The sequence below is a fragment of the Bhargavaea beijingensis genome (genome assembly GCF_900101985.1).
Lineage (GTDB): Bacteria > Bacillota > Bacilli > Bacillales_A > Planococcaceae > Bhargavaea > Bhargavaea beijingensis.
Genome location: NZ_FNAR01000002.1, coordinates 47982 through 72181, shown reverse-complemented (window position 1 = coordinate 72181; position 24200 = coordinate 47982). Strand labels below are relative to the sequence as shown.

Sequence of the window (24200 nt, the reverse complement as noted above, 5' to 3'; positions counted from 1 at the left end):
CTAGCAACATGTCATTTTACAAATGACATGTTGCTATATTTTGTTTTCTTCACTCATTACACTTTTAATACTGCGATAAATATATAGACTAGGACAATTCAAACTTCACCGCAATATTCTTAACCTGCACATAATTCCTCAGCGCAATAAACCCTTTCTCCCTGCCAATCCCGCTCTTCTTATATCCGCCAAACGGCATCTGAACACCGCCTCCAGCTCCATAGTTATTAATGAACACCTGGCCGGCTTTGACGCGGGCGGCGACGGTGTGGGCGACGTCGATGTCTTTCGTCCACACACCGGCGACGAGGCCGTAGTCGGTGGAGTTGGCGAGTTCGATGGCTTCTTGTGGAGTGTTGAAAGTGAAGACCGAAAGTACAGGGCCGAAGATTTCTTCTTGGGCGATCGAGCATTCCGGATCTAGACCGTCGATGATGGTCGGGGCGATGTAGTGGCCGCCTTCCCCGCCTTCGACCTTCACCGCTTCTCCGCCGGAGATCAATTTTCCCTGGGCTTTTGCTTCTTCGATTCGTTGCATGATCTGGTCGAACTGGCGCTTATTTAGAATCGGGCCGATGTCTTTGTCGTCCATGCCGCGGCCGACTTCGAGCGACTCGAACCGTGCCTTCAGTTTGCCTAGGAATTCTTCTTTATATGATTCTTCCACGAGCAGCCGGGATCCTGCCGAGCACGTCTGGCCGGCGTTTTGGATGATCGCTCGTACTACTCCGTCGAGTGCCTTCTCTTCGTCTGCGTCGGCGAAGACGATGTTCGGGGACTTCCCGCCGAGTTCGAGTGTGACGGGGACGACGTTTTTCGCGGCTGCCTGCATGACGGAGATGCCGGTGCCGACTGAGCCGGTGAAGGTGACGTGGTTGATCTTCGTGTGGGAGGACAGTGCCGCTCCCGCTCCGGAACCGAGTCCGGTCACATGGTTGTAGATGCCGGCCGGGAGTCCGCAGTCGGCGAACCATTCGGTGAGGGCGTGTGCGGTCATCGGGGTGTCTTCCGCACTTTTCACGACGACGGCGTTGCCTGTCGCAATCGCCGCTCCGACGCTTCGTGCGATGATCTGAAGCGGGTAGTTCCACGGGATGATGTGGGCGGTGACTCCGGCCGGTTCCAGAACGGTCGCATTGAGCAGGCCGTCTTCAATCGGGATCGTGTCGCCCATCACTTTGTCGGCTGCGCCGCCGTAAAACTCAAAATAGCGGGCGGCGGCTTCCGCATCTGCCCGGGCTTGCGTGAGCGGCTTGCCGACGTCGCGGCATTCCAGCTCCGCAAAGTGCTCTGCGTTTTCCCTTATGTACCGTGCCAGTTCAATGAGCAAGTTGCCGCGCTCATGAGGCTTCCATGCCCGCCACTCCTCGCTTTCAAAAGCGGCTTCCGCCGCACGGACCGCCTCATCGACGTGGTCAGCTGTTCCATTCACAATTTCCGCAATCTGCTCTCCGTCCGACGGGTTGATGACCGGGAGCCACTCGTCTTCCTCTCCCCCAACCCACCGGCCGCCGATCAGCATTTGAATCTTCTTCATCTCATTCGTCCCCTTTCTTTTACTTTTCATCCATTGCAATGGAGTTCTTACTCCCATATAGCAAACGGTCAGGACGCCGGGAGAACCTGCGGGAAAAACCGGGCTGTCGAGACACCCACATCTGTGGAGCTCGGCGCCGGCCCGCGGTAAGCGACCAGAGTCCTGACCGTTTTCAATTTTTTATGTCAGCTTCCACTCATCAAAGCCCACGTCCCCCATCAATATGCAGCGTCGTACCCGTCACCATCGACGCATCGTCCGACAGCAAGTAGACGACGCCTCCGGCAATGTCATCCGGCTGGATGAGCCTGCCGAGCGGCACGCTGCTTTCGAAGATCTCCTTGCGGGTTTGGTCGGAGTCCGCACCTGCTGCGGTGAACTGGCTCAGCATGCCGGTATCCGCCGGGCCCGGGTGGACCGTGTTGGCGCGGACACCGTGCTCGGCGAGTTCGATGGCGAGTCCGCGCGTGAAGCTTTCTGCCGCTCCCTTAGACGCGATATAGGATTGCAGGCCGGGACGCGGCCGTGCAGCCGAGACCGACGCAATCGTCACGATCGAGCCGGTGCCGGCCGGTTTCATATAGCCCGCGGCTTCCTTCGACAGGACGAACAGGCTCGTGGCGTTGATGTTCATGAGGCGGTGCCACTGATCGAGCGAGACGTCCGTGATCGGGGTGGCCGCCTGGGCGATGCCCGCCGCGCAGACGAGTCCGTCGATGCGGCCGGTTTTCCCGTGCATGTCGCGGAATACACCTGCCACGGCTTCCTCATCTAAAATGTCCGCGGCAAATGCCGTGAAGCGGTCGTGTAAGAGCCCCGCCATCGAGTCTTCGTTCAGGTCGATCCCGGCGACCGTTGCGCCTTCTTCCAGCAGCTTGCGGCTGATGGCTTGCCCCATGCCGCCGCCTGCTCCTGTCACGATCACTGTTTTCCCTTTCATCCTCATGCCGTTCATCCTTCCGTCGCCTTCGTCGTTTGGTTCTTGAATGCTTCTCCGATCGCGCTGCCCATCTCCCGGGTCGTGGCTGTCCCACCGATATCACGGGTCTTCACCTTGCCTTCTGCGAGCACGTCTTCGATCGCTTTGACGATCCGCCCGGCTGCCCGCTTTTCTCCGAGGTGCTCCAGCATGAGCGCCGCCGACCATATCTGGGCGATCGGGTTGGCGATGCCCTGGCCGGCGATATCGGGAGCCGAGCCGTGGACCGGTTCGAACATCGACGGGTAGTCTTTTTCCGGGTTGATATTGCCGGACGGAGAGAGGCCGAGTCCGCCGACGAGTCCTGAGCCGAGGTCGGACAGGATGTCGCCGAACAGGTTCGAGGCGAGCACGACATCGAACGACTGTGGCCGCTGGACAAAATAGGCCGCAAGCGCATCGACGTAGTACTGCTCGAATTGGAGTCCGCCGAATTCTTCCTCCACGATCCGGCGCACGTGCTCATCCCATAATTTATTCGCATGGATGACGGCATTCGATTTGGTCGCGCTCGTCACTTTTCCAAGCCCGTGTTCTTCGGCGTACCGGCAGGCGGCGCGCGTAATCCGCTCCACTCCCGTGCGGGTCATGATCGTGTTCTGGATGGCGATTTCGCCTTCTTGGCCAGCATACAGCCGGCCGCCGCTGTCGGAATACTCGCCTTCCGCATTCTCGCGGAAGATGACAAAGTCGATGTCCTCGCCGTTCGCGAGCAGGGACGGAATTCCCGGGAGCGATTTGACCGGGCGGAAGTTCACGTATTGTCGGAAGCCTTTGCGGATCGGCATGATGAGCTCCCAGATCGTCACTTCATCGGGAACACGGGCGTCGCCGATCGCCCCGAATAAGATCGCGTCGAACGTCTGCAGCGTGTCCAGCCCGTCTTCCGGCATCATCCGGCCATGCTCCAAGTAATACTCCGAGTTCCACGGGAAGGCCTGGATCTCCAACGAGAAGCCTTCTTCCTGTTCTGCTTCGCACAGAACCTTCAGGGCCTCATCCATCACTTCCGGCCCGATGCCGTCTCCGGCAATGACGGCAATCCGGTAATCAGCCATCTGTTCGCACCTCCCTGTTCAGGAAACGCAGCGCGGCATCCCGGTAGATGGCTGTCGTCTCTGCCAGCTCCTCGATGTCGACATATTCATCGATCTGGTGCGGAATCTCCCGGTCGCCCGCCCCGATCGTGACGATCGGAACCCCGTGAACATGGAGGAAGGTGCCGTCGGTTGCGCCCGGGACGCCGTTGTATACCGGCTCCTTCCCCAGCACGTGGCGGACCGCGCCGCAGATGGCCTCAACGACCGGGTCTTCTTTTGGCGTCAACGTTGCAGGACGGTCATCCAGCACGGTCAGTTCGCAGTTCACGTCCGGGTCGTCAGCCTTCAGCCCCTCAATGATGGACTTGATCTTCTCTCGCAGCTCGCCGTGGTCTTGTGCCGGAACGGTCCGGATGTCGAGCGTCATGCGGCAATGGTCGGGGATGACGTTGATCTGTGCGTCTCCTTTGACCGGTGCCTGCAGGATTGTCGGCGTGATCGACGGCCACTTCAGATACGGGTCTTCGCCGAGCCGCTCCTGCTCTTCCTTTTCCAGCTTTTCGAGTGCCGCGATCAGGCGGGCCATGTGCCAGTTCGGATTGATGCCGCTCCAGGAGATCGCGCCGTGCGCCATCTTGCCGTACATATCGACCTGGATGCGCATTGCGCCGCGCTGGGCGATGCACACCTGGTTCTCTTCCGGTTCACAGATGATCGCCCCGTCGACGCCGTCTGCCCATCCTTGCTTGATGAAGTGCTTGATGCCGATCATCATGCCTTCCTCATCACACGGGATGCACAGGATGATTTTGCCCCTAAAGTCCTCCCCGTCCTGGAGAATCGAATGCACGGCGGTGATCATGCAGGCGAGGTTTCCTTTCGTATCATTCGTTCCACGGCCGTACATACGTCCATCGACGATCTCCGCTCCGAACGGATCATAGGTCCATGCGTCACGGTTCCCCTCGGTCACGACATCCGTATGGCCCTCAAACAGCAGGGTCGGCCCCGGCTTGCCCGAGTCGATGATGCCGATGACGTTCGGCCTGCCCGGAACCACTTCCTCCACATGCGTCTCGATGCCATAGCCCCTGAGAACATCCGCCACATAATGGGCGACCTTTTCCTCATTTCCTCCAGGAACCCCTTCTCCCCGGTACACACTCTCGATCTGCACGAGTTCCCGGGTGAGCCGGATGACCGCCTCCCGGTCTCTCGTATACGATGCGTTTCCTGTATCGACTTTCACGAAATCTCCCCTTCCTTAATGAGATTGTAGTCATAGGCCTCCTGCTTCATGGCCAGGCTGAAGATGACGAATGCGACGAACGACAGAACGACCGGAATGACGACAGGATGCAGCATCCCGAATGGATCGCCTTGCGCGGCGGTCCATTGGTAAATCGCCACGTAGCTGACAATCCCGGCGATCATCGAAGCGATCGCCCCGTATTTGTTCGCCCGCTTCCAGTAAAGGCCCATGACAATCGGCCAGATAAATGCCGCCTCAAGCCCTCCAAATGCGAACAGGTTCAGGAAAATGAGCAAGTCCGGCGGGTTGAGCGCAAGTAGATAAACGATGACGCCAAGGGCTGCGGTCACACCAAAACTGGTGCGCTTGATCGCCTTGATGGTCGCATTAGGCTTGATATAGTTCAGATAAACATCCTTCACGATGGTCGAGCTGACGAGAATCAGAAGGGAATCGACCGTCGACATGATGGCCGCCATTGGAGCGGCAAGCACAATTCCTGCAAGCCATGCCGGCAGCACTTCCATGGATATCAGCGGGATGACTTTATCTCCGACGTCGATGCCGGGCAAGATCGGCCGGGCGAAGATGCCGATCAAGTGCATGTTCAGCATGATGATGCCTGTCACGACCGTTCCGATGATGAGTGCACGGTGCATAGACCGCGAATTCTTATAAGACATCGACCGGACCGCAATCTGCGGAAGGCCGACGACCCCGACTCCTACGAGGATCCAAAACGAGGATACATACGCCTTCGTAAGATTGCCGTCGGCGCCAAATGGTGTGACGAGGTTCGGATTCTCTGTGATGAGATCGGAAATGATAGCCTGCACCCCGCCGCCCGCAATGAGGACACCTACAAGCAGGACGAGCGTCCCGACCACCATGACAGCCCCCTGGACGGCATCCGTGACGGCAACTGCACGGAAGCCGCCGATTGTGACGTAAACAAGAACGGAGACAGCGAAAATGAAGAGTGCGGTGTTGTAGCTAAGGCCGGTCAACGATTCAACAAGCCGTGCGCCGCCTATCCATTGAGCCGCCATCGCCGAGAACAGGAAAATGATAATCGCCCCCGCCGATAAAATGACGACCGGTGCACTGTTGTAGCGGGCCTTCAAGTAGTCGACGAGTGTAAGCGCATCATAGCGCCGTGCCATGATGGCAAACTTCTTGCCCAATACCATGAGGACAAAATAGCCCGTCACGACTTGTGACATCGCCAGCAGTGCCCAGCCGAAGCCCATCGTGTAGGCCGTGCCGGGACCTCCAAGAAAACTCGATGCACTTCCGTAGGTCGCCACCATTGTCATGGCCAAGACGAAACCGCCGAGTTCACGGCCGCCAAGGAAGTAGTCTTTCAAAAAGTTATCGTCTGACACCTGGGCGCCTTTGCGGCTTGACCAGATTCCGATAAAGAAGATGATGACGAGGAAGACGAGCAGCGGTGCAATGACAGACCAGTTCATCGCAGTTCCTCCTCTTCATCAAATGGCACGTCCTTAAAGAAGAACGTCACTACGAAGATGACAAGCGCCGTGATCAACAGAAAACCGACCACACAACTGTAGAAGAACCAGTCCGGCAACCCGAATATGTACGAATACTCCTCCACCGGCTTTGAGCCCATCCCGTAAGCGAAACCGAACCACCAGATAAAGTTGATCAGCGCCAGGCCGCAGCCGATCAGCGCCTCGCGGTTGGCGACTTTAAATCGCCAGTCTGTATTCTCGTTCTCGTTCAATGGTATGCCCCCTTTTCATCCCCCGTTGTTCAGGCAGATGTTGATTAAACATCTAATTCTTCTATACAATCCAGTTCTCCCTTCAGAAACGACCCTTTCCGGCAACTGCGTCTCAGAATCTCCCTGACCCCGTATCCTCATCACATGAGGATACTACTCAAGACCGACAGGCCAGCCCGATATGATAGCGCTTTCAAACAAGAGTCAGAACATTCTATCGTAATCATATTACTAGGAATTGCTCTTCTGATTCCTCTGTTCAAATGTCTACATTTCTTTAAAATTGATGGACAGATTGTCTAATGGGAAAGAAATGACATCTTCACTTTAAATACATCATTTAAGAGAAACTTCATCGTTTATCTACTTATTTCTTAAGTATTTTCACCTATCATAGGTTTAGTGCAGAGAACCCGGAGGAGACATAAGATGAAAAAATGGGGATTTTTATTGATTTTTATCGTACTTCTTAGTATTACGGTCTTTGATATCGGATCTTTCTTTCGAGGTGAAAAAGATAATGAAATGATTTATCAGGGGAATTTGCTTTTAGTCAACAGTCTGTACCCCGTTCAGGCTGAAAGCATAAAATCAGATATCGTCAATTTATATGAACGCAAAGATTTGGTAAAAGGATACAGATTATTTGATCGCTCAATCTGTTTATCAGAAGAGATAGCAAGAAAATTTTCCGATATGGTTTTAGATGCAGAAAAAGATGGGATTTCCGGTTTTTTAATTACGAGTGGTTTTCGAGAATTTGATGAGCAAGCTGCACTTTTTGAAGAAATGGGTCCCGATCGTGCCTTGCCGGCAGGTTATAGCGAACACAATTTAGGCTTATCACTTGATGTGGGAAGCATCTACGGGAAGATGGAGGTGGCCCCTGAGGGAAAGTGGATTGAAGAGAACGCTTGGAAATACGGATTTATTCTGCGTTATCCAAAGAACAAAACAGACATAACAGGAATTATGAATGAACCCTGGCATATCCGTTATGTTGGTTTACCTCATAGTGTGATTATGAAGGAAAAGGATTTTGCTTTAGAGGAATATTTAGAGTATCTAAAAACGGAAAAACAAATTTCCACGACGGTAAATGGTCAAAAATATGATATCTTGTATGATTCTAGTTCGAAGAAAGTCACTATGAATGCGCAAGACAATCTTCATTATCAGGTATCGGGTAATAATTCCGATGGTATCATCTATACGATTTTGAATGATTAAACTCCAAAATCCTGCTCCCATTTCGGAAGCAGGATTTTGGAATGGGAATTGTCCCTATCTTTTCTCGCCAAAACTTATACCTTTCCACCATCAAAATCATACGCCTCCCGCTTCACCGCCAGGCTAAAGACAACGAAGGCGATAAGCGACAGGACCACCGGAAGAACGACCGGGTGCAAGCCGAACAGATTCCCGTTGGAGGAGCTCCACTGATAGATCGCGATATAGCTGGTCATGCCGGTAACCATTGAAGCGATGGCACCGTATTTGTTGGCGTATTTCCAGTAAAGGCCGAGGACGATCGGCCAGATAAACGCCGCTTCCAGCCCGCCGAACGCAAACAGGTTCAGGAAAATCAGAAGATCCGGCGGGTCAAGCGCCAAGATATAGACGATGGCGCCCAGCAGCGCAGTGACGCCGAAACTGATGCGCTTGACTGTTTTGATGCCGGCCTCCGGCTTGATGTAGTTCAGGTAAACGTCTTTCACAACGGTCGATGAAACCAGGATCAGCAGGGAATCGACCGTCGACATGATGGCGGCCATCGGGGCGGCGAGCACGAGGCCCGCCAGCCAGGCCGGCAGGACGTCCATCGCAATCATCGGGATGACTTTGTCGCCCACATCGATGCCCGGCAGGATCGGCCTGGCAAATACGCCGATCAGGTGCATGTTGAGCATGATCACCCCTGTGACGACGGTCCCGATGATCAGCGCACGGTGCATCGACCGGGAATTCTTGTAGGCCATCGACCGGACGGCGATCTGTGGCAGCCCGACGACCCCCACGCCGACCAAGATCCAGAATGAAGACACATAAGCCATCCCGAGGTTGCCGTCGGCTCCGAACGGCGTAACCAGGTTCGGGTTTTCCGTTATCAGGTCAGAGATGATATTCGGGATTCCACCGCCTGCAATAATGACGCCTCCGAGCAGGACGAGCGTGCCGATCACCATGACAGCCCCCTGGACGGCGTCCGTCACGGCCACGGCCCGGAATCCGCCGACCGTTACGTAGACTAGAACCGAAACGGCGAAAATAAAGAGTGCCGTATGATAGCTGACTCCCGTCAGTGATTCGACAAGGCGGGCACCGCCGATCCACTGTGCCGCCATTGCCGAAAACAAAAAGACGATGATGGCAGCGGCCGACAAGATGACGACGGGCGCGCTGTTGTATCGCGCTTTCAGGAAGTCGACAAGCGTCAGTGCGTCGTAACGGCGAGCGAGGATGGCGAACTTCTTGCCGAGCACCATCAGGACAAAGTATCCCGTGACGACCTGAGTCATCGCAAGCAGGACCCATCCGAACCCCATCGTATAGGCGGTTCCCGGACCGCCGAGAAAGCTGGAGGCGCTGCCGTATGTCGCAACCATGGTCATCGCCAGGACGAATCCTCCGAGTCCGCGTCCGCCGAGAAAGTAATCCTGGAGAAAATCGGCATCGGCCACCTTTGCCCCCTTGCGGCCCGACCAGATGCCGATGAAAAAGATGATGATCAGGAAAATGAGAAGCGGAATAATCACTGCCCAATTCATCGCGCATCCTCCTCTTCCTCAAACGGCACTTCCGTGAAAAAGAATCGGACCACGATCGCGACGAGTACCGCTACGACCACGAAACCGAGCACACAACTGTAGAAAAACCAGTCCGGAAGTCCCCAGATATAGGTATATTCCTCAACAGGCCTGGAACCAAGGCCATAGGCGAATCCGAACCACCAGATGAAGTTGAACAGCGCCAGTCCGACGCCGATCCATGCCTCTCGGTGGGCCACCCTGAAGCGGCGATCGCCCGTTTCCTTTTTAACCATCACGTTTCCCCCTTGTCATGGCTTATGCAAGGTCCATGCATCGTTGCTCCCATTGTACAATGCCGGGACTGCCAAGGAAACGGTTGTTTTCGTCAAATCCATGCTGATTCAAGCAAAAAAATACAAAGTATGATATAATCGTATACGGACAGCCTGTCCGGAGGGCCGGCAATTTCGCCGTTCCCGTACTCATGCTTGGGATTTGACCCGGGCTTTTTCTTTTTTGCCAAGAAACTTCAAAGGGGTGGATCAGGATGGCTTTTCCTGCAAAGCAGAAAGATCAGTCGCCGTTTGTTGCAGCACGGAAAGTGGGCGAGGTGATTTCTTTCGTCCGTAACGATCATGAGGTAATCGGGAAGATTGATAAGATTCTCGAGAACTCGGTCATCGTACAGATTACGAAAGATGACGCCGAAGCGATCGGCGTGCCTTCCGACCGCACCGTCGTGTCGCACAAGAACTATCACGTCTTTGAGTAAGCTTACAGAAAACAGCGCACGGCCCCTGCTTCGGGGGCGTGCGCTGTTTTTGTTTGGGCGGATCCGCCAGGTTGAATCGGTTCCGCCCTACTCCTTAAAAATTTTGTGTATTGACCGAATTGGTATTTGTCTGTATATTGTGTCAAAGAGCTGTTCCCGGGGGTTCCTGTCTGCCCGGTTCAACCGAATACGTTTTCTTATCCAGAGAAGCGGAGGGACTGGCCCGATGAAGCTTCAGCAACCCGCCGGATTCCGGCAAGGTGCTAATTCCAGCGGACGATTGGCGTCCGGAAGATAAGGAAGGCCAACTTGTCTATAAAGCCCTTCCTGTATGTGCAGGAGGGTTTTTTATTTTTCCCGATTCCCGGCGAAAGGAATGATGATCCATGAAACTGCTTGACCGGTTAACGTCCGAAGTGCTGGTGGCCGACGGCGCCATGGGCACGCTGCTGTATTCATACGGCATCGATTATTGCTATGAGGAACTGAATGTGACCCGTCCGGATGCGGTCGCGAACATCCACCGTGACTATGTAAAGGCCGGGGCCGATGTGATCCAGACCAATACTTATGGGGCCGGCCTGTTCAAGCTTGGACGATATGGGCTCGAGGGACAGATGGAGGAGATCAACCGGGCGGCGATGCGCCTTGCGAAGGGGGCCGCTCCGGAAGGACGATATGTCCTCGGTACGATCGGAGGGGTGCGGGGCATCCAAAGTAACGGGCCCGCGCTGGAGGAGATTGTGGAATCGACCGTCCGTCAGGCGGCGGTCCTTTTGGAAGGCGATCCGGACGGCCTGCTGCTGGAAACGTATTACGACCTCGAAGAGTTGGCAGCCGTGGTCCGGAGGCTACGCAAGCTGACGGAGCTGCCGATTGTCGCGCAAGTGTCCCTGCAGGAACCGGAGAACCTTCAGGACGGCACCGCCCTGAATGACGCGTTCCGGCTATTGGAGTCGGAAGGAGCCGATGTCGTGGGGGTCAATTGCCGGCTCGGTCCGTTCCATACGATCCGGGCTTTCGAGCAGGCGGAGCTTCCGGAGCGGGCCTTTTTGTCGGCCGCTCCGAATGCAAGCCTGCCCGCGCTCCGGGAAGGCCGGTTCGTGTATTCGTCAGGCGCGGACTACTTCGGGCGCTCCGCGGTCCGGCTGCGGAACGAAGGGGTGCGGCTGATCGGCGGGTGCTGCGGGACGACGCCCGACCATATCCGGGAAGCGAAAAAACAGCTGGAAGGGCTGGCTCCGGTCACGGCAAAACACGTGGCGCCCCGCATTCCGCAGGAAATCCGGGAAGCCGATCCCCTTTCCCGTGAGCCGATCCATGAACAGGCCCAAAAAAGGCGGACGGTCATCGTCGAACTGGATACTCCCCGCCACCTTGAGACGGATGCCTACTTTCATGCCGCCCAGACGCTGTATGAAGCGGGAATCGATGCAGTCACACTGGCGGACAACTCACTCGCCTCCCCGCGCATCAGCAACCTGGCGATGGGCTCGCTGCTCAAACACCGCCACGGCGTCCATCCGCTGATCCACATTACGTGCCGGGACCGGAATCTGATCGGCCTGCAGTCGCATCTGATGGGTCTGGACGCGCTTGGCATCGCCGATATCCTCGCCATCACTGGAGACCCGGCGAAAGTCGGCGACTTCCCGGGCGCCTCGAATGTGTACGACGTCTCGAGCATGGAGCTGATCCGCCTGATCAAAGGGCTGAACGAAGGCCTGTCCTTCTCCGGAAAATCACTCCGGAAAAAGACGAATTTCTCTGTCGCGGCCGCGTTCAACCCGAACGTCAAAGTGCTGTCCAAAGCGGTCCGCAGGCTGGAAAAGAAGATCGAAGCGGGAGCGGATTATTTCATCACCCAGCCGGTCTACACCAAGGAAAAAATCATTGAGATCCACGAAGAGACAAAGCACCTCGGCATCCCGATCTTTATCGGCATCATGCCGCTCACGCATATCCGGAACGCAGAGTTCCTCCACAATGAAGTGCCGGGCATCCAGCTGTCCGGGGAAGTGCTGGAACGCATGCGGGCCTGCGGCGAAGACCGCGCGGCAGGAGCGGCGGAAGGCGTCCAAATCGCCAACGAGCTGATCGACACCGCGGCAAAGCTGTTCAACGGCATCTACCTGATCACGCCGTTTCTCCGCTACGAAATGACGCTCGACCTTTTCCGCCACATCCGGCAGATCGACCGACGAAAGGAGTCCGAATCCTATGCCGACATCACGAATTGACGAACAGCTGAACGAGCGCATCCTCCTCCTGGACGGCGCGATGGGGACGATGCTGCAGGCCGAGGACCTGTCCCCGGAAGATTTCGGAGGGGAGGCCTATGACGGCTGCAACGAAAACCTGAATCTCACCCGCCCGGACGTGATCCGGAACATCCACGCCGCCTACCTCGAAGCAGGCGCCGACATCATCTCCACCAACACGTTCGGCGGCACCCCGCTTGTCCTGGACGAGTTCGACCTCGGCGACAAGGCGGAAGAGATCAACCGGCAAGCGGCCATTCTCGCCAGGGAACAGGCCGACGCCTATTCGACGCCGGACTGGCCGCGGTTTGTCGCCGGCGCAATCGGGCCGACAACCAAAACGCTGTCCGTCACGGGCGGCACCACATTTGAAGAGCTGTCCCGGCACTTCTACGTCCAGGCCAAGGCGCTGATCGGGGGCGGCGCTGATCTGCTGCTTATGGAAACGAGCCAGGACATGCTGAACGTCAAAGCCGGCACGCTCGGCATCAGGCGCGCATTCGAAGAAAGCGGGAAGGAACTGCCTATCATGATCTCCGGAACAATCGAGCCGATGGGCACAACGCTTGCCGGCCAGACGATCGAGGCGTTCTACCTGTCGATCGAGCATATCCGGCCGCTGTCGGTCGGGCTCAACTGCGCAACCGGCCCCGAGTTCATGACCGACCATCTGCGTTCGCTGTCGGAACTGGCGAGCTCCTACGTCACCTGTTATCCGAACGCCGGACTGCCGGACCATGAGGGCCATTATCATGAATCTCCCGAGTCCCTGTCGCTGAAGCTGAAAGGCTTCGCCGAAAAAGGCTGGCTGAACATGGTCGGCGGCTGCTGCGGCACGACGCCGGACCATATCCGCGCCCTCCGCGCGGCGGTCGAAGGGCTCGAACCCCGCAAACGGCCGGAAGAGGCCCATGGCCACGCCGTCTCCGGCATCGAGCCGCTCCTTTACGACGACTCGATGCGCCCGCTTTTGATCGGCGAGCGGACGAACGTCATCGGCTCTCGCAAATTCAAGCGGCTCATCGTCGAGGAAAAGTACGAGGAAGCCGCGGAAATCGCCCGCGCCCAGGTAAAAGGCGGGGCGCATGTGATCGACATCTGCCTCGCCAACCCGGACCGCGACGAGCTGGCCGACATGAAGGCGTTCATGCAGGAAGTCGTGAAAAAAGTGAAGGTCCCGCTTGTCATCGACTCCACCGACGAACACGTCATCGAGGAAGCACTCAAGCATACGCAGGGCAAGGCGATCATCAACTCCATCAACCTCGAGGACGGCGAGGAACGGTTCGACGCGGTCATGCCCCTCGTGAAAAAGTACGGGGCGGCCGTGGTCGTCGGGACCATCGACGAAACCGGGATGGCGCTCACCCGGGAGCGCAAGCTGGAAGTGGCCCGGCGCTCCTATGACCTGCTCACGAAAAAGTGGGGCTTGGCACCCGAGGATATCATCTTCGACCCGCTCGTCTTCCCCGTCGGCACCGGAGATGCACAATACATCGGATCCGCCGCCGAAACCGCCGAAGGCATCCGGCTGATCAAACAGGAAATGCCGCGCACACTTACGACGCTCGGCGTCTCAAACGTCTCATTCGGCCTCCCCCCGGTCGGGCGCGAAGTGCTGAACGCCGTCTATCTGTACCACTGCACACAGGCGGGACTCGACTATGCCATCGTCAACACGGAAAAACTCGAGCGTTTTGCATCGATCTCCAAAGAAGAGATCGCCATGGCGGAAGATCTCCTGTTCCGGACGACCGACGAGACACTCGCGGACTTCACCGACTTTTACCGCGACAAAAAGAAGGAAAAAACAAAAGACGACATCCCGAAAACGGTGCCGGAGCGGCTGGCTTATTATGTGGTCGAGGGCACGAAGGAAGGCCTGATCCCGGACCTCGAAGCGGCGCTGCAGCTTTACGATACCCCGCTTGATGTGATCAACGGCCCGCTCATGGAAGGCATGGCCGAGGTCGGCCGGCTGTTCAATGACAACCAGCTGATTGTCGCGGAAGTGCTTCAAAGCGCCGAAGTGATGAAGGCGTCGGTGTCGTTCCTCGAGCAGTTCATGGAGAAAAAAGAGGACGATTCCGGCAAAGGGAAAATCGTGCTCGCCACCGTCAAGGGCGACGTGCACGACATCGGCAAGAACCTCGTCGACATCATCCTGAGCAACAACGGCTTTAAAGTGGTCGACATCGGCATCAAGGTGACGCCCGCGACACTGATTGATGTGATCCGCAAAGAAAAGCCGGACATTGTCGGCCTGTCCGGGCTGCTCGTCAAATCCGCCCAGCAGATGGTGCTGACCGCCCAGGACTTCAAGTCGGCGGGAATCGACCTGCCGATCATGGTCGGCGGGGCGGCACTTACCCGCCGTTTCACGGAAACGAAAATCATGCCGGAATACGACGGGCCCGTCCTGTATGCCAAAGATGCGATGCAGGGGCTGGATCTTGCCAACCGCCTTCAGGGAGGCAACCGCGATAAGCTGCTGGAAGAAATCGGACAGCAGCTCGACAAGCGCCGTGAGACCGAAGCCTACCGGGAATCGCGCGGAACCGCCGTGGCCGTTGCAACCCGCCCGGTCCGGACCGTGCGGAGCGATGTCCCCGTGATGGTGCCGACAGACCTGCGGCGCCGGATCATCCGTAATTACTCCGTTTCGCACCTCTACCCGTATGTCAACATGCGGACGCTGATCGGACACCACCTCGGTCTCCGGGGCAACGTCAACAAAATGCTCGAAGAAGGCGAGCCGCGGGCCCGCGCTCTGCTGGAACTGGTCACCGGTTTTCTCCAGTCGGGCAACCTGCGCGCCTCCGGCCTGTATCAGTTTTTCCCCGCTCAGGCGGACGGCAATGATGTCGTCGTCTATGACCCGGAAGGCAGCGGACGGGAAATCGAACGCTTCTCGTTCCCGCGCCAGGACAAGGAACCGTTCCTCTGTCTTGCCGATTACCTGAAGCCCGCGGACAGCGGCGAAATGGACTATATGGCCCTCATGCAGGTGACGGCGGGACACGGCGTCCGCGATTTTGCAGAAAAGCTGAAAGCCGACGGCAAATTCCTGGAAAGCCACGCCTTCCAGGCCACCGCACTTGAACTCGCGGAAGGCTTTGCCGAACGGATCCACCAGGAGATCCGCGACCAGTGGGGCTTCCCGGACGCGACCGACTTCACGATGCAGGACCGGTTCGCCGCACGTTACCGGGGCCAGCGTTTTTCGTTCGGTTATCCCGCATGCCCGAATCTGGAGGACCAGGCAAAACTGTTCGGCCTCCTGAAACCCGAAGACATCGGCGTCCATCTGACCGAGGAATTTATGATGGAACCGGAAGCCTCGGTCTCGGCAATCGTATTCGCGCATCCGGATGCCCGGTATTTTAACGTATAACCCGGATAGCCCGCCGGCCCTTGATGTGATGGGGTGAATTCTAAGGAGAATCGTCATTCTCGGGGGGCGGATTGTCATTCTCGACGGCCGGATCGTCACTCTCGCCTACCCCAAGTTATCCCACACGCAACCAGCACCCCTGCAGCCTCCTTCGCTGCGGGGGTGCCAGTGTTCATCAAACGACGAACCAGACATACGCATAGACGACGGCAGCCAGCACAAGTGAGCCGACGAGACAGGCGACGAACGGCTTCATACCGGCACGGCGGAAGGCACTGAAGCTCACGCCCAGGCCGAGCCCGGCCATCGCCATCGCCATCAGCAAGTACGCCAGGTCGACGAGCCGCGCGGCGACCGCTTCCGGCACGATGCCCGTTGAGTAAAGAGCGCTCACCGCGAGGAAGCCGAGGATAAACCACGGGATCGGAAGCGTCCTCCACGTGAGTGTCGGCGCCCCTTCCTCCCGTTCCCGGCGCGCTGCCCAAAAGCCGACGGCCGACGCAACGAAGACGAGCAGAACGACACGTGTCAACTTCACGACAAGCGTGTAGTCGAGGGCGACGGCACCGGCCGCGTCTCCAGCTGCCACCACGTGGGCGATTTCATGCAGGGACCCGCCGGCGAACATGCCGTACGCCTTGTCACTGAGCCCGAGGAACGGGTGCAGAAACGCATAGGAGAAGGTGAAAAGCGTTCCCATGATTGCGATGATCGCGACGCTGACCGCTGTTTCCTCCGCCCCGGACTTTTTTTGCGAGGAAACGGCGACGATGGCAGCCGCTCCGCAGATTCCCGTGCCGCATGCGGTGAGGAAACCGATCTCCGGGTCGGATTTCAAGATTTTCGCTGTTGCCCAGACCGCTGCGATCCCGACTGCGACACTGACCGCGGCTAGTATGAAGGCGGACCACCCGGCTGCGGCGATATCAGCCAGATTCAGCCGCATTCCGAGAAGGATGATGCCCGCGCGCAACAATTTCTTGGAAGCGAACGCCGTACCCGATTCCCACTCGTTTTTCACAGGGAGAAACGTGTTCCACAGCATCCCGAGCAGGATGGCGAACACGAGCGGCCCGATCAGTGAAATGTAAGGCAGGCCGGCAGCAAGCTTCGCAATGACCGCGAGCACGAGTGTCAGGCCGATCCCCGTCCAAAATCCTTTATTCATGGCTAAAGACCCCTTTCGTTATCCTAATTATAATTCCGGACAATCAATCAGTGAAATGAAGCTTTATAATAGAATTGATCAGAAAAGCTGATGGAAGGAGGGTCATGGCATGCTGCTGGAACAATTGAAAACATTCACCGAAGTGGCCGAACGGCGGAACTTCACGAAAGCGGGAGAAAAGCTGAATCTCGCACAGCCGACGGTGAGCCTTCATATCAGACAGCTCGAGGAAGAGTTCGGCACGCCGCTTTTCATCCGCAGCGGACGTCAGTTCAGTATTACCCCCGGAGGAAAGCTGCTGTATGAGCGTGCCAAGCAGTTACTTGCCCTGGCGGAGGAAACGAAAGAAGACATGATGCGGCAAAGCGGTGAGCTCACGGGCACATTGAAAGTCGCAGCCAGCTACACGATCGGCGAATCGGTGCTTCCCCGCATGCTGGAAAACCTGCTCGCCAACCACCCGAAACTCGAAGTCGATATCTCGATCAATAACACCGAGGAGGTCGAGGCGAAAGTCCGGGAATTGCGCTGCGATGTCGGGTGCATCGAAGGCACTGTCCGGCTGGAAGGTCTGTCTGCCGTACCTTTCATGGAAGACGAGCTGATTGTTGTCTGCGGACCGGGCCATCCGCTTGCGAAAAAACGTGACCCCCGGGCCGCCGACCTGCAGAAGGCCCGCTGGATCACTCGCGAGGAAGGCTCCGGCACCCGCGAACACACCGACCACCTCCTCCGCTCCCTGGGCCACGTCAAGCCACGGAGGATGACCATCGGCTCTAATGGCGGCGTCTTGCAGGCGGTCACCGCCGGTCTCGGCATCGCCGCCGTATCCGTGCATGCCGCAAAGGACGGCCTGGAGACCGGCCGCCTCGTCCGGCTGGACACCGGGCTTCCCCCCCAGCACCGGACCTTCTCCGTCCTGCACGTACCGGTGATGGCCGAACGCGCTGCTGTGGCTGCATTTTTGAGCATCTTTCAACAAGAAAGCCGATGACTCATCGACTAAAGGACAGGACATTCGGCCTGCGGAAGAGAATGATCTGAAATAGGAGGTGTTGCAGATGCGTTTGGGACTGCCTGTTCTGATCGGGCTGTCCGCCCTGATTTACATTCTGATCGTGCCACCCGAACCAGTGGGATGGAAAATCTTCGCAAAGCTGATTCCTATGGCACTGATCATTCTGTATGCGGCGACACGGCCTGGTCGGATGCCGGGAGCTTACAAGCGGATCATCACAATCGGACTGTTCGTCTGCATGATTGCGGACGGCGTCATTTATTGGTTCATCGCCGGGCTCGTGACTTTCCTGATCGGACATCTATTTTATATCGCCGCATTCAGGCGCGCCGCTGTCCGGCCGATGCCGGTCACGGCAGGTGTGCTGCTCGGTGCATACGGAGCCGGAATGGCTTTGCTGGTCGCCTTTCCCCTTCTCGCTGAGGGCGACCTGCTCGGCATCGCCGTCCTCGCCTATATGCTCGTCATTCTGATGATGGGCTGGACCGCCGTCCGCACCGGCAACCCGCTGGCCATCCTCGGAGCACTGCTGTTCATCCTCTCCGATTCGGTGCTGGCAATCGACCGGTTCACTTTCCCGATCGCCGGACGGGATGCCCTTGTCATGGTGCCGTATTATGCGGCTCAGTTCCTGATTGCCGCCAGCATCGCCCGGACGCCGGCGGTGCAGGAAGATGAGCATGCGCAAGCTTAGTGTCATCTCGGGGACGGAACATGTAATTTCAGCGGGTCATCATGAATCTTTCCCGCACCCACCCGCTCCCAAGGAAGAAATGATAAAATGATACTATTCGGAATTCATCCAACATCAGGGGGGACCTACGAGATGAAAGAAAAGCTGATCGAGCGCCTTGTGCGCTATGCGAAAATCGAGACTCAGTCCAATGAAGAAAGCACAGCGACGCCGTCCACAGAGGGACAGTGGGATCTGCTTCGCCTGCTCGAGAAGGAAATGGCGGAGATCGGCCTGACAGACATCACGCTGGACGAAAACGGCTACCTGTTCGGCACGCTTCCGGCCAACACCGAAAAGGAGCTTCCGGTGATCGGTTTCCTCGCGCATGTCGATACGGCGACGGATTACACGGGGAAAAATGTGAACCCGCAGCGCATCGACAACTACGACGGATCCGACATCAAACTGAACGAGCATACCGTCATGGCCAAAGCCGTGTTCCCGCAGCTGGACAACTACAAGGGCCACACGCTGATCACGACGGACGGCACGACGCTTCTCGGCGCCGACAACAAAGCCGGCATCGCGGAGATCATGACGGCAATGGAATACCTCGTGCAAAACCCGGACATCAAGCACGGCAAGCTCCGCGTGGCCTTCACGCCGGATGAAGAAATTGGCCGCGGCCCGCACAAGTTCGACGTCGAAGCGTTCGGAGCGGAGTACGCCTATACGATGGACGGCGGCCCGCTAGGAGAGCTCCAGTATGAAAGCTTCAATGCAGCTGCGGCCAAAGTGACATTCAACGGCACGAACATCCATCCGGGCTCCGCAAAAGACAAGATGGTCAACTCGATCCTCATCGCGCATGAGTTCCAGGCGGCGATGCCGGCGAATGAGATCCCGCAGAAAACCGACGACTATGAAGGCTTCATCCACCTCATGTACGTGGACGGCTCAGTCGAGAAAACCACGCTTTCCTACATCATCCGCGATCACAGCCGCGAAAAATTCGAAGCGAAAAAGCAGCTGCTTGAAGACACGGCGGCCAAGCTGAACACCGAGTACGGTGAAGGCACTGTCGACCTCGAGCTGAACGACCAATACTACAACATGGCGGAAAAAATCGAACCGGTCATGCATATCGTGGACATCGCATCGGATGCCTTCAAGAACCTCGGCATCGAACCGGACATCATCCCGGTCCGCGGCGGCACGGACGGCTCCCAGCTGTCCTATATGGACCTGCCGACGCCGAACATCTTCACAGGCGGCGAGAACTTCCACGGCAAGTATGAATTCATCTCGGCCGACAACATGGAAAAAGCGGCGAAAGTCATCATCGAAATGGTGAAGCTGTACGAAGAACGCGCATAAGGAGGCGGCACCGTGAAGGAAATCACGCTTGGCATCCTTGGTTCGTTATTTTTTGCAGTGACGTTCGTCCTGAACCGCTCGATGGAGCTGGACGGCGGCAGCTGGATGTGGAGCGCATCGCTCCGGTTTTTCTTCATGGTGCCGTTTCTTCTCCTGATTGTCGCATTGCGCAGGGGTCTGGGCACTTCTTTCTCTGAAATCAGGCGCATCCCGGGCCCGTTCATCCTCTGGAGCTTTTTCGCGTTCGTGCTGTTCTACGCGCCGCTGACATTTGCGGCGGCGTACAGCCCGGGCTGGCTGGTCGCGGGTAACTGGCAGCTGACGATTGTGGCGGGCGTGCTGCTTGCCCCGCTGTTCCTGGCCACCGTACCCACAAAGGACGGCGTAAAAATGGCGCGCCACCGGATCCCGCGCCTTTCACTCGGAATCTCCTGCATCATCCTGCTCGGTGTCGTGCTGATCCAGCTGCCGCATGCGGGAACCGTCGATGGCCGGACGCTTCTTCTCGGCGTGCTGCCGATCGCCGTCGCGGCGGTTGCCTATCCGCTCGGCAACCGGAAGATGATGGACGTGCTTGGCGGACGGCTCGACACCTTCCAGCGGGTGCTCGCGATGACCATCGCCTCGCTGCCGTTCTGGATATTGCTTGGCGGAATCGCTGCGGCGACGGCCGGATGGCCTTCCGTGGGACAGGTCGTCCAGTCGCTCATCGTCGCCGTCTCTTCGGGCGTAATCGCGACGACGCTGTTTTTCATGGCGACAGACCTTGCCCGGCATGATCAGGGCCGGCTCGCAGCGGTCGAAGCGACCCAGTCGCTGGAAATCGTCTTCGCCCTTGCCGGAGAGATGATCCTGCTGTCGCTTCCGCTCCCCGGCCCGGTCGCCCTCGGCGGAATCGCCGTCATCATCGTCGGCATGTCGCTGCACAGTTTTCAGACGATGCTTGCCAAGCGGAAAGCCATCGCGGAAGTTTCATAGATCAGAACTCAAAGGACCGCTCCGATCAATCCGGAGCGGTCCTTTCGCGCGGGAACTTACAGAAAGACTGCCGCGTCCCCTTCCGGTCCAACTCGGCTCCTCCTTCACACTAACGTAATGTCTAATATTAGCGATGACCCAATCCTTTCCGGCCAGATCAGGAAGCATCAAAAATACCCGCATGCAGGATGCGGGCAGCTTCAGATATCATTGCTCCACTTCAAATTCATGCTTGGTCCCGTCGCTGAACCTCAGCTCCAGGGAAAAGTCGGTGTAGTCATCAGGCAGGCTGAATGCCGAGAGCACCTTCCGGATCTCTTCCTCCTGATTGGAGGATGGGGTAAGTTCCAGCTGTCCGACGAGCGGATACAGATCGTTAAAAGCTTTGATTCCCTCTTTTTTAACGCCATTCATGTCGTCTTCATAGCCGGCCACAACTGAACCATCCGATTTGAGTTCAAGCTGGGCTTCATATTCTTCGTCATTCGTATACTCAACTTCAAGCTCAAACTCCGTATAGTCCAGTGACTCCATCTTCTTTCTCATCTCGTTCTGCCCGGTTCCATCAGAGGCCCGGGATTTCACAGATGTCTCGCCGCCCGTCCCGGCCGTTGCTTTCTCACCTGAATTACCCGTCTCCGTTGACTTGGTTTCGGCCGCTTCCACTTCTTTCTCCGGCAGGATTTCCTCCGCCGTGTCCGAACCGCACGCCGCCAATGCGAGCGACCCGGCTATGATGACCGGGAAAGCATAGTTTCTCTTCATCTTGCTCCCTCCTTCTGTCCCTTGCTACTCGCATTCCCGGTGAACGGGCATGCTACACATGGACTTTGGGAGGAATCCGAATTTACAAGCAGTGAAAACGGATCTGCCGGGGGGCAAATAGGCCCCATTCCGGCCAACTCGCACACAATATAGAACACACGTTCTCTTTTATGGTATAATAGATGAGCAGAACTTGTCCGGACGGCATTCCCCGGGGAGGGGGTGATGCTATTGACCGTCGCCGAAGCGGCCGGATTGATCATTCAGGTGGCCGGCGCCATCGTCGGCCTGCTGACGCTTGTCGTGACACTGATCGTCGCCATCAGCAAAAAAGAATAGCCGTCCCCCTCGGCCAAGGTTGGGACGGCTCTCGTCGTATCCGCCTGCCCCGTCCGGGCACAGGCTGCACAGGGGCCGGATGTTCGCGCATCCGGTCCTTTTCGTAGTTCCTCTTTCTTATGCCATTATACCTTATCGGCACGGCTGCCTCAAGAAAACCCCGGTTTCTGAAACGCGCGGTCAGTCGCGGTCATACGGCCCGAGAATCTCAAGCGCTTCTTCCGTGATTGTGGGATCGATCGCCTTGTCGAAGTCGATCTCGCCTGAGATGGCGCCTGCCGCCTTGTAATGCTCATACTGCTCGCGGATGTTATCGACGAACATCTTGCCGTCAGGGTCAAGGCCGGTCACCTGCACCTGTTCCCACATTTCCGGGTCCTTCAGCGCTGTATGCTTCACCATGATGTCGATGATCTCATCCTTGCCTTCACCCTTCTGGAACGCATCATTGTAGTCTCGCAATCCCTTCAGGTAGGCGAGCATAAATCGGAGCGAGATGTCTTTTTCCTGTGTCATGAACTGAGGCGAGCCGAGCACCATGGCCACTTGTGTATCCGGTGCGAACTCGGTCGCATCCCGAAAGCGTTCATGCATTCCCTGAAGGACCCCTTGGGCGATCAACGGCTCGATGCTGAGCGCCATGTCAACCGTTCCGTTGTCCACCGCTCCGAGCATGCTGCCGAAGTCGGCGATCAGGACGAACTCCACGTCTTCTTCCGTGAAGCCGGCATGCTCCAGCAACTTATCGAAAAAGTAGCTGTCAATCGAGTTGCGGGACGAGACGGCGATTTTCTTCCCCTTGATGTCGGCATATTCCTCGATGCTGCTGTCCACACCCCTGACGAATGTAAAGTACGACTTGCCCGGGACGTTATGGCCTTTGTCGGCGATGATCCGGACATCGATGCCCTGGGCGATGGCGTTAAAGAACGAGGCGGTCGACACGCCGCCCGCTATATCAACTTCGCCGGCAGCGACCGCAGGCAACATCTCGTCACTATTTGCGAACTGGGCAAATTCCACATCGATGTTGTAGTCCTCGAAATACCCTTTTTCCTTGGCGATATAGAACCCGGCGCCTGATGCCGCACCGTCTTCCGCAATCGTGACCGTCACGCGCTTTTCAAGCGGTGCCAGGTCACCGGACGGATGCTCCCCTTCCGGCGGATCCGCAGTCTCCTTCGGCGGTGCCGGTTCTTTCTGTGTACAGCCTGCCAGAAGCAGAAGCGCTGCCGCTGCCGCGGCAAATCCGGCTTTCCATTGATGCTTACCCACGGTTGATCCCCCGTCTCCCTCTGTTTTCCTCATGCCAGTGGACCTGTTCGAATAGCCGAATTCTCAAATTTGCGCACAGAAAACTCAAGTCACCCTCTCGACCGCTGCACTTCGTCCTGCAGATGCTTCAGCACCCGGACAAACTGCTCCGCGACGCCCGGGTCGGCACGGATGGCCTCCATCGTTCTCGGCCTCGGCGCCGCTACCCGGATTTCTTCTGAAATCCTCCCCGGCTGAGCGCTCATGAGGAGGATCCGGTCGGACAAAAGGAGCGCTTCGTCGATGCTGTGCGTGATGAACAGCACCGTCTTTCTCGTCTCCGCCCAGATCTGCAACAGCTCTTCCTGGAGGATGAATTTGTTCTGCTCATCGAGGGCGGCAAACGGTTCATCCATGAGCAGGATTTCCGGGTCGTTTGCAAATGCCCTGGCAATGCCGACCCGCTGCTTCATTCCCCCGGACAATTCCTTCGGGAAACGGTCGGCAAACGCCAGCAGCCCGGTTTTCTCCAAGTAATAATCGGTCCGTTCCTTTACGGTCTTTTTAGGGAACTTCCGCATCTCAAGCCCGAACGCGACATTGTCCCGTACCGTGAGCCACGGGATGACCCCCCGCTCCTGGAACACCATCGACTGAAGCGGCCGATCCTCCTTTTCGCGGGCGATTTCGTATCCGCCGGCACTTGGCTGCTCGAGGTCCGCCAGAATCCGGAGAAGCGTCGTCTTGCCGCAGCCGCTCGGGCCGACCAGGCAGACGAACTCCCCGTCCATGATGTCGAGCGTCACATTGTCGAGCGCAGTGATGCTTTCGCCCTTCTGGTAGAACACCTTCGTCAGATTGCGGATCCGGATTTTTACGTCATCCTTCATCCC

The 24200-nt window shown here is 57.2% G+C and carries 21 protein-coding genes and 1 riboswitch; of the genes, 9 read left to right on the top strand and 12 right to left on the bottom strand.

What is annotated here, in order from left to right; genetic code table 11:
- Positions 1-88: 88 nt before the first annotated feature.
- From BLT01_RS02175 to BLT01_RS02150, 6 genes are all read right to left on the bottom strand, one after another.
- Positions 89-1537 carry an aldehyde dehydrogenase family protein gene (locus tag BLT01_RS02175; RefSeq protein WP_092094122.1) on the bottom strand — a complete coding sequence of 483 codons (1449 nt, stop codon included), beginning with the start codon at positions 1535-1537 and terminating at the stop codon, positions 89-91.
- Positions 1538-1736: 199 nt separating this feature from the next.
- Positions 1737-2483: an SDR family NAD(P)-dependent oxidoreductase gene (locus tag BLT01_RS02170; protein WP_092094519.1), complete on the bottom strand. Its 747-nt coding sequence runs from the start codon at positions 2481-2483 to the stop codon at positions 1737-1739.
- Between the two features lie 5 nt (positions 2484-2488).
- Positions 2489-3574 carry a tartrate dehydrogenase gene (locus BLT01_RS02165; RefSeq protein ID WP_092094119.1) on the bottom strand — a complete coding sequence of 362 codons (1086 nt, stop codon included), beginning with the start codon at positions 3572-3574 and terminating at the stop codon, positions 2489-2491.
- Entirely contained in the window at positions 3567-4805 is a 1239-nt protein-coding gene (locus tag BLT01_RS02160; RefSeq protein WP_092094116.1) for a M20 family metallopeptidase, read from the bottom strand. Before BLT01_RS02160 ends, BLT01_RS02165 begins: the two co-directional genes overlap by 8 nt.
- A complete protein-coding gene (gene panF / locus BLT01_RS02155) occupies positions 4802-6280 on the bottom strand; it encodes a sodium/pantothenate symporter (protein ID WP_092094114.1) in 1479 nt (492 codons plus the stop codon). Before panF (BLT01_RS02155) ends, BLT01_RS02160 begins: the two co-directional genes overlap by 4 nt.
- Complete coding sequence (locus BLT01_RS02150; RefSeq protein WP_092094112.1) at positions 6277-6555, bottom strand: YhdT family protein; 279 nt, start codon at positions 6553-6555, stop codon at positions 6277-6279. Before BLT01_RS02150 ends, panF (BLT01_RS02155) begins: the two co-directional genes overlap by 4 nt.
- 429 nt (positions 6556-6984) lie before the next feature.
- Between BLT01_RS02150 and BLT01_RS02145 the strand changes: the two genes are divergently transcribed.
- Positions 6985-7785 carry a M15 family metallopeptidase gene (locus BLT01_RS02145; protein WP_092094109.1) on the top strand — a complete coding sequence of 267 codons (801 nt, stop codon included), beginning with the start codon at positions 6985-6987 and terminating at the stop codon, positions 7783-7785.
- Positions 7786-7859: 74 nt separating this feature from the next.
- Here the strand turns inward: BLT01_RS02145 and panF (BLT01_RS02140) are convergent, their stop codons facing one another.
- Positions 7860-9323 carry a sodium/pantothenate symporter gene (gene panF / locus BLT01_RS02140; RefSeq protein WP_092094106.1) on the bottom strand — a complete coding sequence of 488 codons (1464 nt, stop codon included), beginning with the start codon at positions 9321-9323 and terminating at the stop codon, positions 7860-7862.
- Complete coding sequence (locus tag BLT01_RS02135) at positions 9320-9598, bottom strand: YhdT family protein (RefSeq protein ID WP_092094104.1); 279 nt, start codon at positions 9596-9598, stop codon at positions 9320-9322. Before BLT01_RS02135 ends, panF (BLT01_RS02140) begins: the two co-directional genes overlap by 4 nt.
- Before the next feature lie 254 nt (positions 9599-9852).
- Between BLT01_RS02135 and BLT01_RS02130 the strand changes: the two genes are divergently transcribed.
- From BLT01_RS02130 to metH, 3 genes are all read left to right on the top strand, one after another.
- Entirely contained in the window at positions 9853-10077 is a 225-nt protein-coding gene (locus BLT01_RS02130) for a DUF2187 family protein (protein ID WP_092094101.1), read from the top strand.
- Positions 10078-10271: 194 nt separating this feature from the next.
- A riboswitch (SAM riboswitch) is annotated at positions 10272-10378 on the top strand.
- Between the two features lie 85 nt (positions 10379-10463).
- Complete coding sequence (locus BLT01_RS02125) at positions 10464-12317, top strand: bifunctional homocysteine S-methyltransferase/methylenetetrahydrofolate reductase (RefSeq protein WP_092094098.1); 1854 nt, start codon at positions 10464-10466, stop codon at positions 12315-12317.
- Positions 12298-15732: a methionine synthase gene (gene metH / locus BLT01_RS02120; RefSeq protein ID WP_092094096.1), complete on the top strand. Its 3435-nt coding sequence runs from the start codon at positions 12298-12300 to the stop codon at positions 15730-15732. The genes BLT01_RS02125 and metH overlap by 20 nt, the downstream gene beginning before the upstream one ends.
- Positions 15733-15907: 175 nt before the next feature.
- Here metH and BLT01_RS02115 read toward each other — a convergent pair whose 3' ends face one another.
- Positions 15908-16900 (bottom strand): YeiH family protein, encoded by a 993-nt coding sequence (locus BLT01_RS02115; protein ID WP_092094093.1) that lies wholly within the window; start codon positions 16898-16900, stop codon positions 15908-15910.
- Between the two features lie 109 nt (positions 16901-17009).
- Between BLT01_RS02115 and BLT01_RS02110 the strand changes: the two genes are divergently transcribed.
- The 4 genes from BLT01_RS02110 to BLT01_RS02095 all read left to right on the top strand — a co-directional run bounded on the left by BLT01_RS02110 (position 17010) and on the right by BLT01_RS02095 (position 20949).
- Positions 17010-17894, top strand: coding sequence for a LysR family transcriptional regulator (locus BLT01_RS02110; protein WP_092094090.1), 885 nt, complete (start codon positions 17010-17012; stop codon positions 17892-17894).
- A 67-nt stretch (positions 17895-17961) separates the two neighbouring features.
- The gene (locus BLT01_RS02105; protein ID WP_092094087.1) at positions 17962-18612 is read left to right on the top strand and encodes a lysoplasmalogenase; all 651 of its coding nucleotides are present in this window, start codon (positions 17962-17964) and stop codon (positions 18610-18612) included.
- 132 nt (positions 18613-18744) lie between these two features.
- On the top strand, positions 18745-19971 hold the full coding sequence (gene pepT, locus BLT01_RS02100; protein WP_092094084.1) for a peptidase T: 1227 nt from the start codon (positions 18745-18747) through the stop codon (positions 19969-19971).
- A gap of 12 nt (positions 19972-19983) precedes the next feature.
- On the top strand, positions 19984-20949 hold the full coding sequence (locus tag BLT01_RS02095) for a DMT family transporter (RefSeq protein WP_092094081.1): 966 nt from the start codon (positions 19984-19986) through the stop codon (positions 20947-20949).
- Between the two features lie 207 nt (positions 20950-21156).
- On the opposite strand, the gene BLT01_RS02090 is transcribed toward BLT01_RS02095, so the two are convergent.
- Complete coding sequence (locus BLT01_RS02090) at positions 21157-21714, bottom strand: YusW family protein (RefSeq protein WP_092094078.1); 558 nt, start codon at positions 21712-21714, stop codon at positions 21157-21159.
- A gap of 231 nt (positions 21715-21945) precedes the next feature.
- On the opposite strand from BLT01_RS02090, the gene BLT01_RS15370 reads away from it, so the two are divergent.
- Complete coding sequence (locus BLT01_RS15370; protein ID WP_221761803.1) at positions 21946-22053, top strand: putative holin-like toxin; 108 nt, start codon at positions 21946-21948, stop codon at positions 22051-22053.
- Positions 22054-22233: 180 nt separating this feature from the next.
- Here BLT01_RS15370 and BLT01_RS02085 read toward each other — a convergent pair whose 3' ends face one another.
- Positions 22234-23328 (bottom strand): ABC transporter substrate-binding protein, encoded by a 1095-nt coding sequence (locus BLT01_RS02085; protein WP_092094075.1) that lies wholly within the window; start codon positions 23326-23328, stop codon positions 22234-22236.
- 89 nt (positions 23329-23417) lie between these two features.
- Entirely contained in the window at positions 23418-24197 is a 780-nt protein-coding gene (locus BLT01_RS02080) for an ABC transporter ATP-binding protein (RefSeq protein ID WP_092094072.1), read from the bottom strand.
- Positions 24198-24200: the final 3 nt, after the last annotated feature.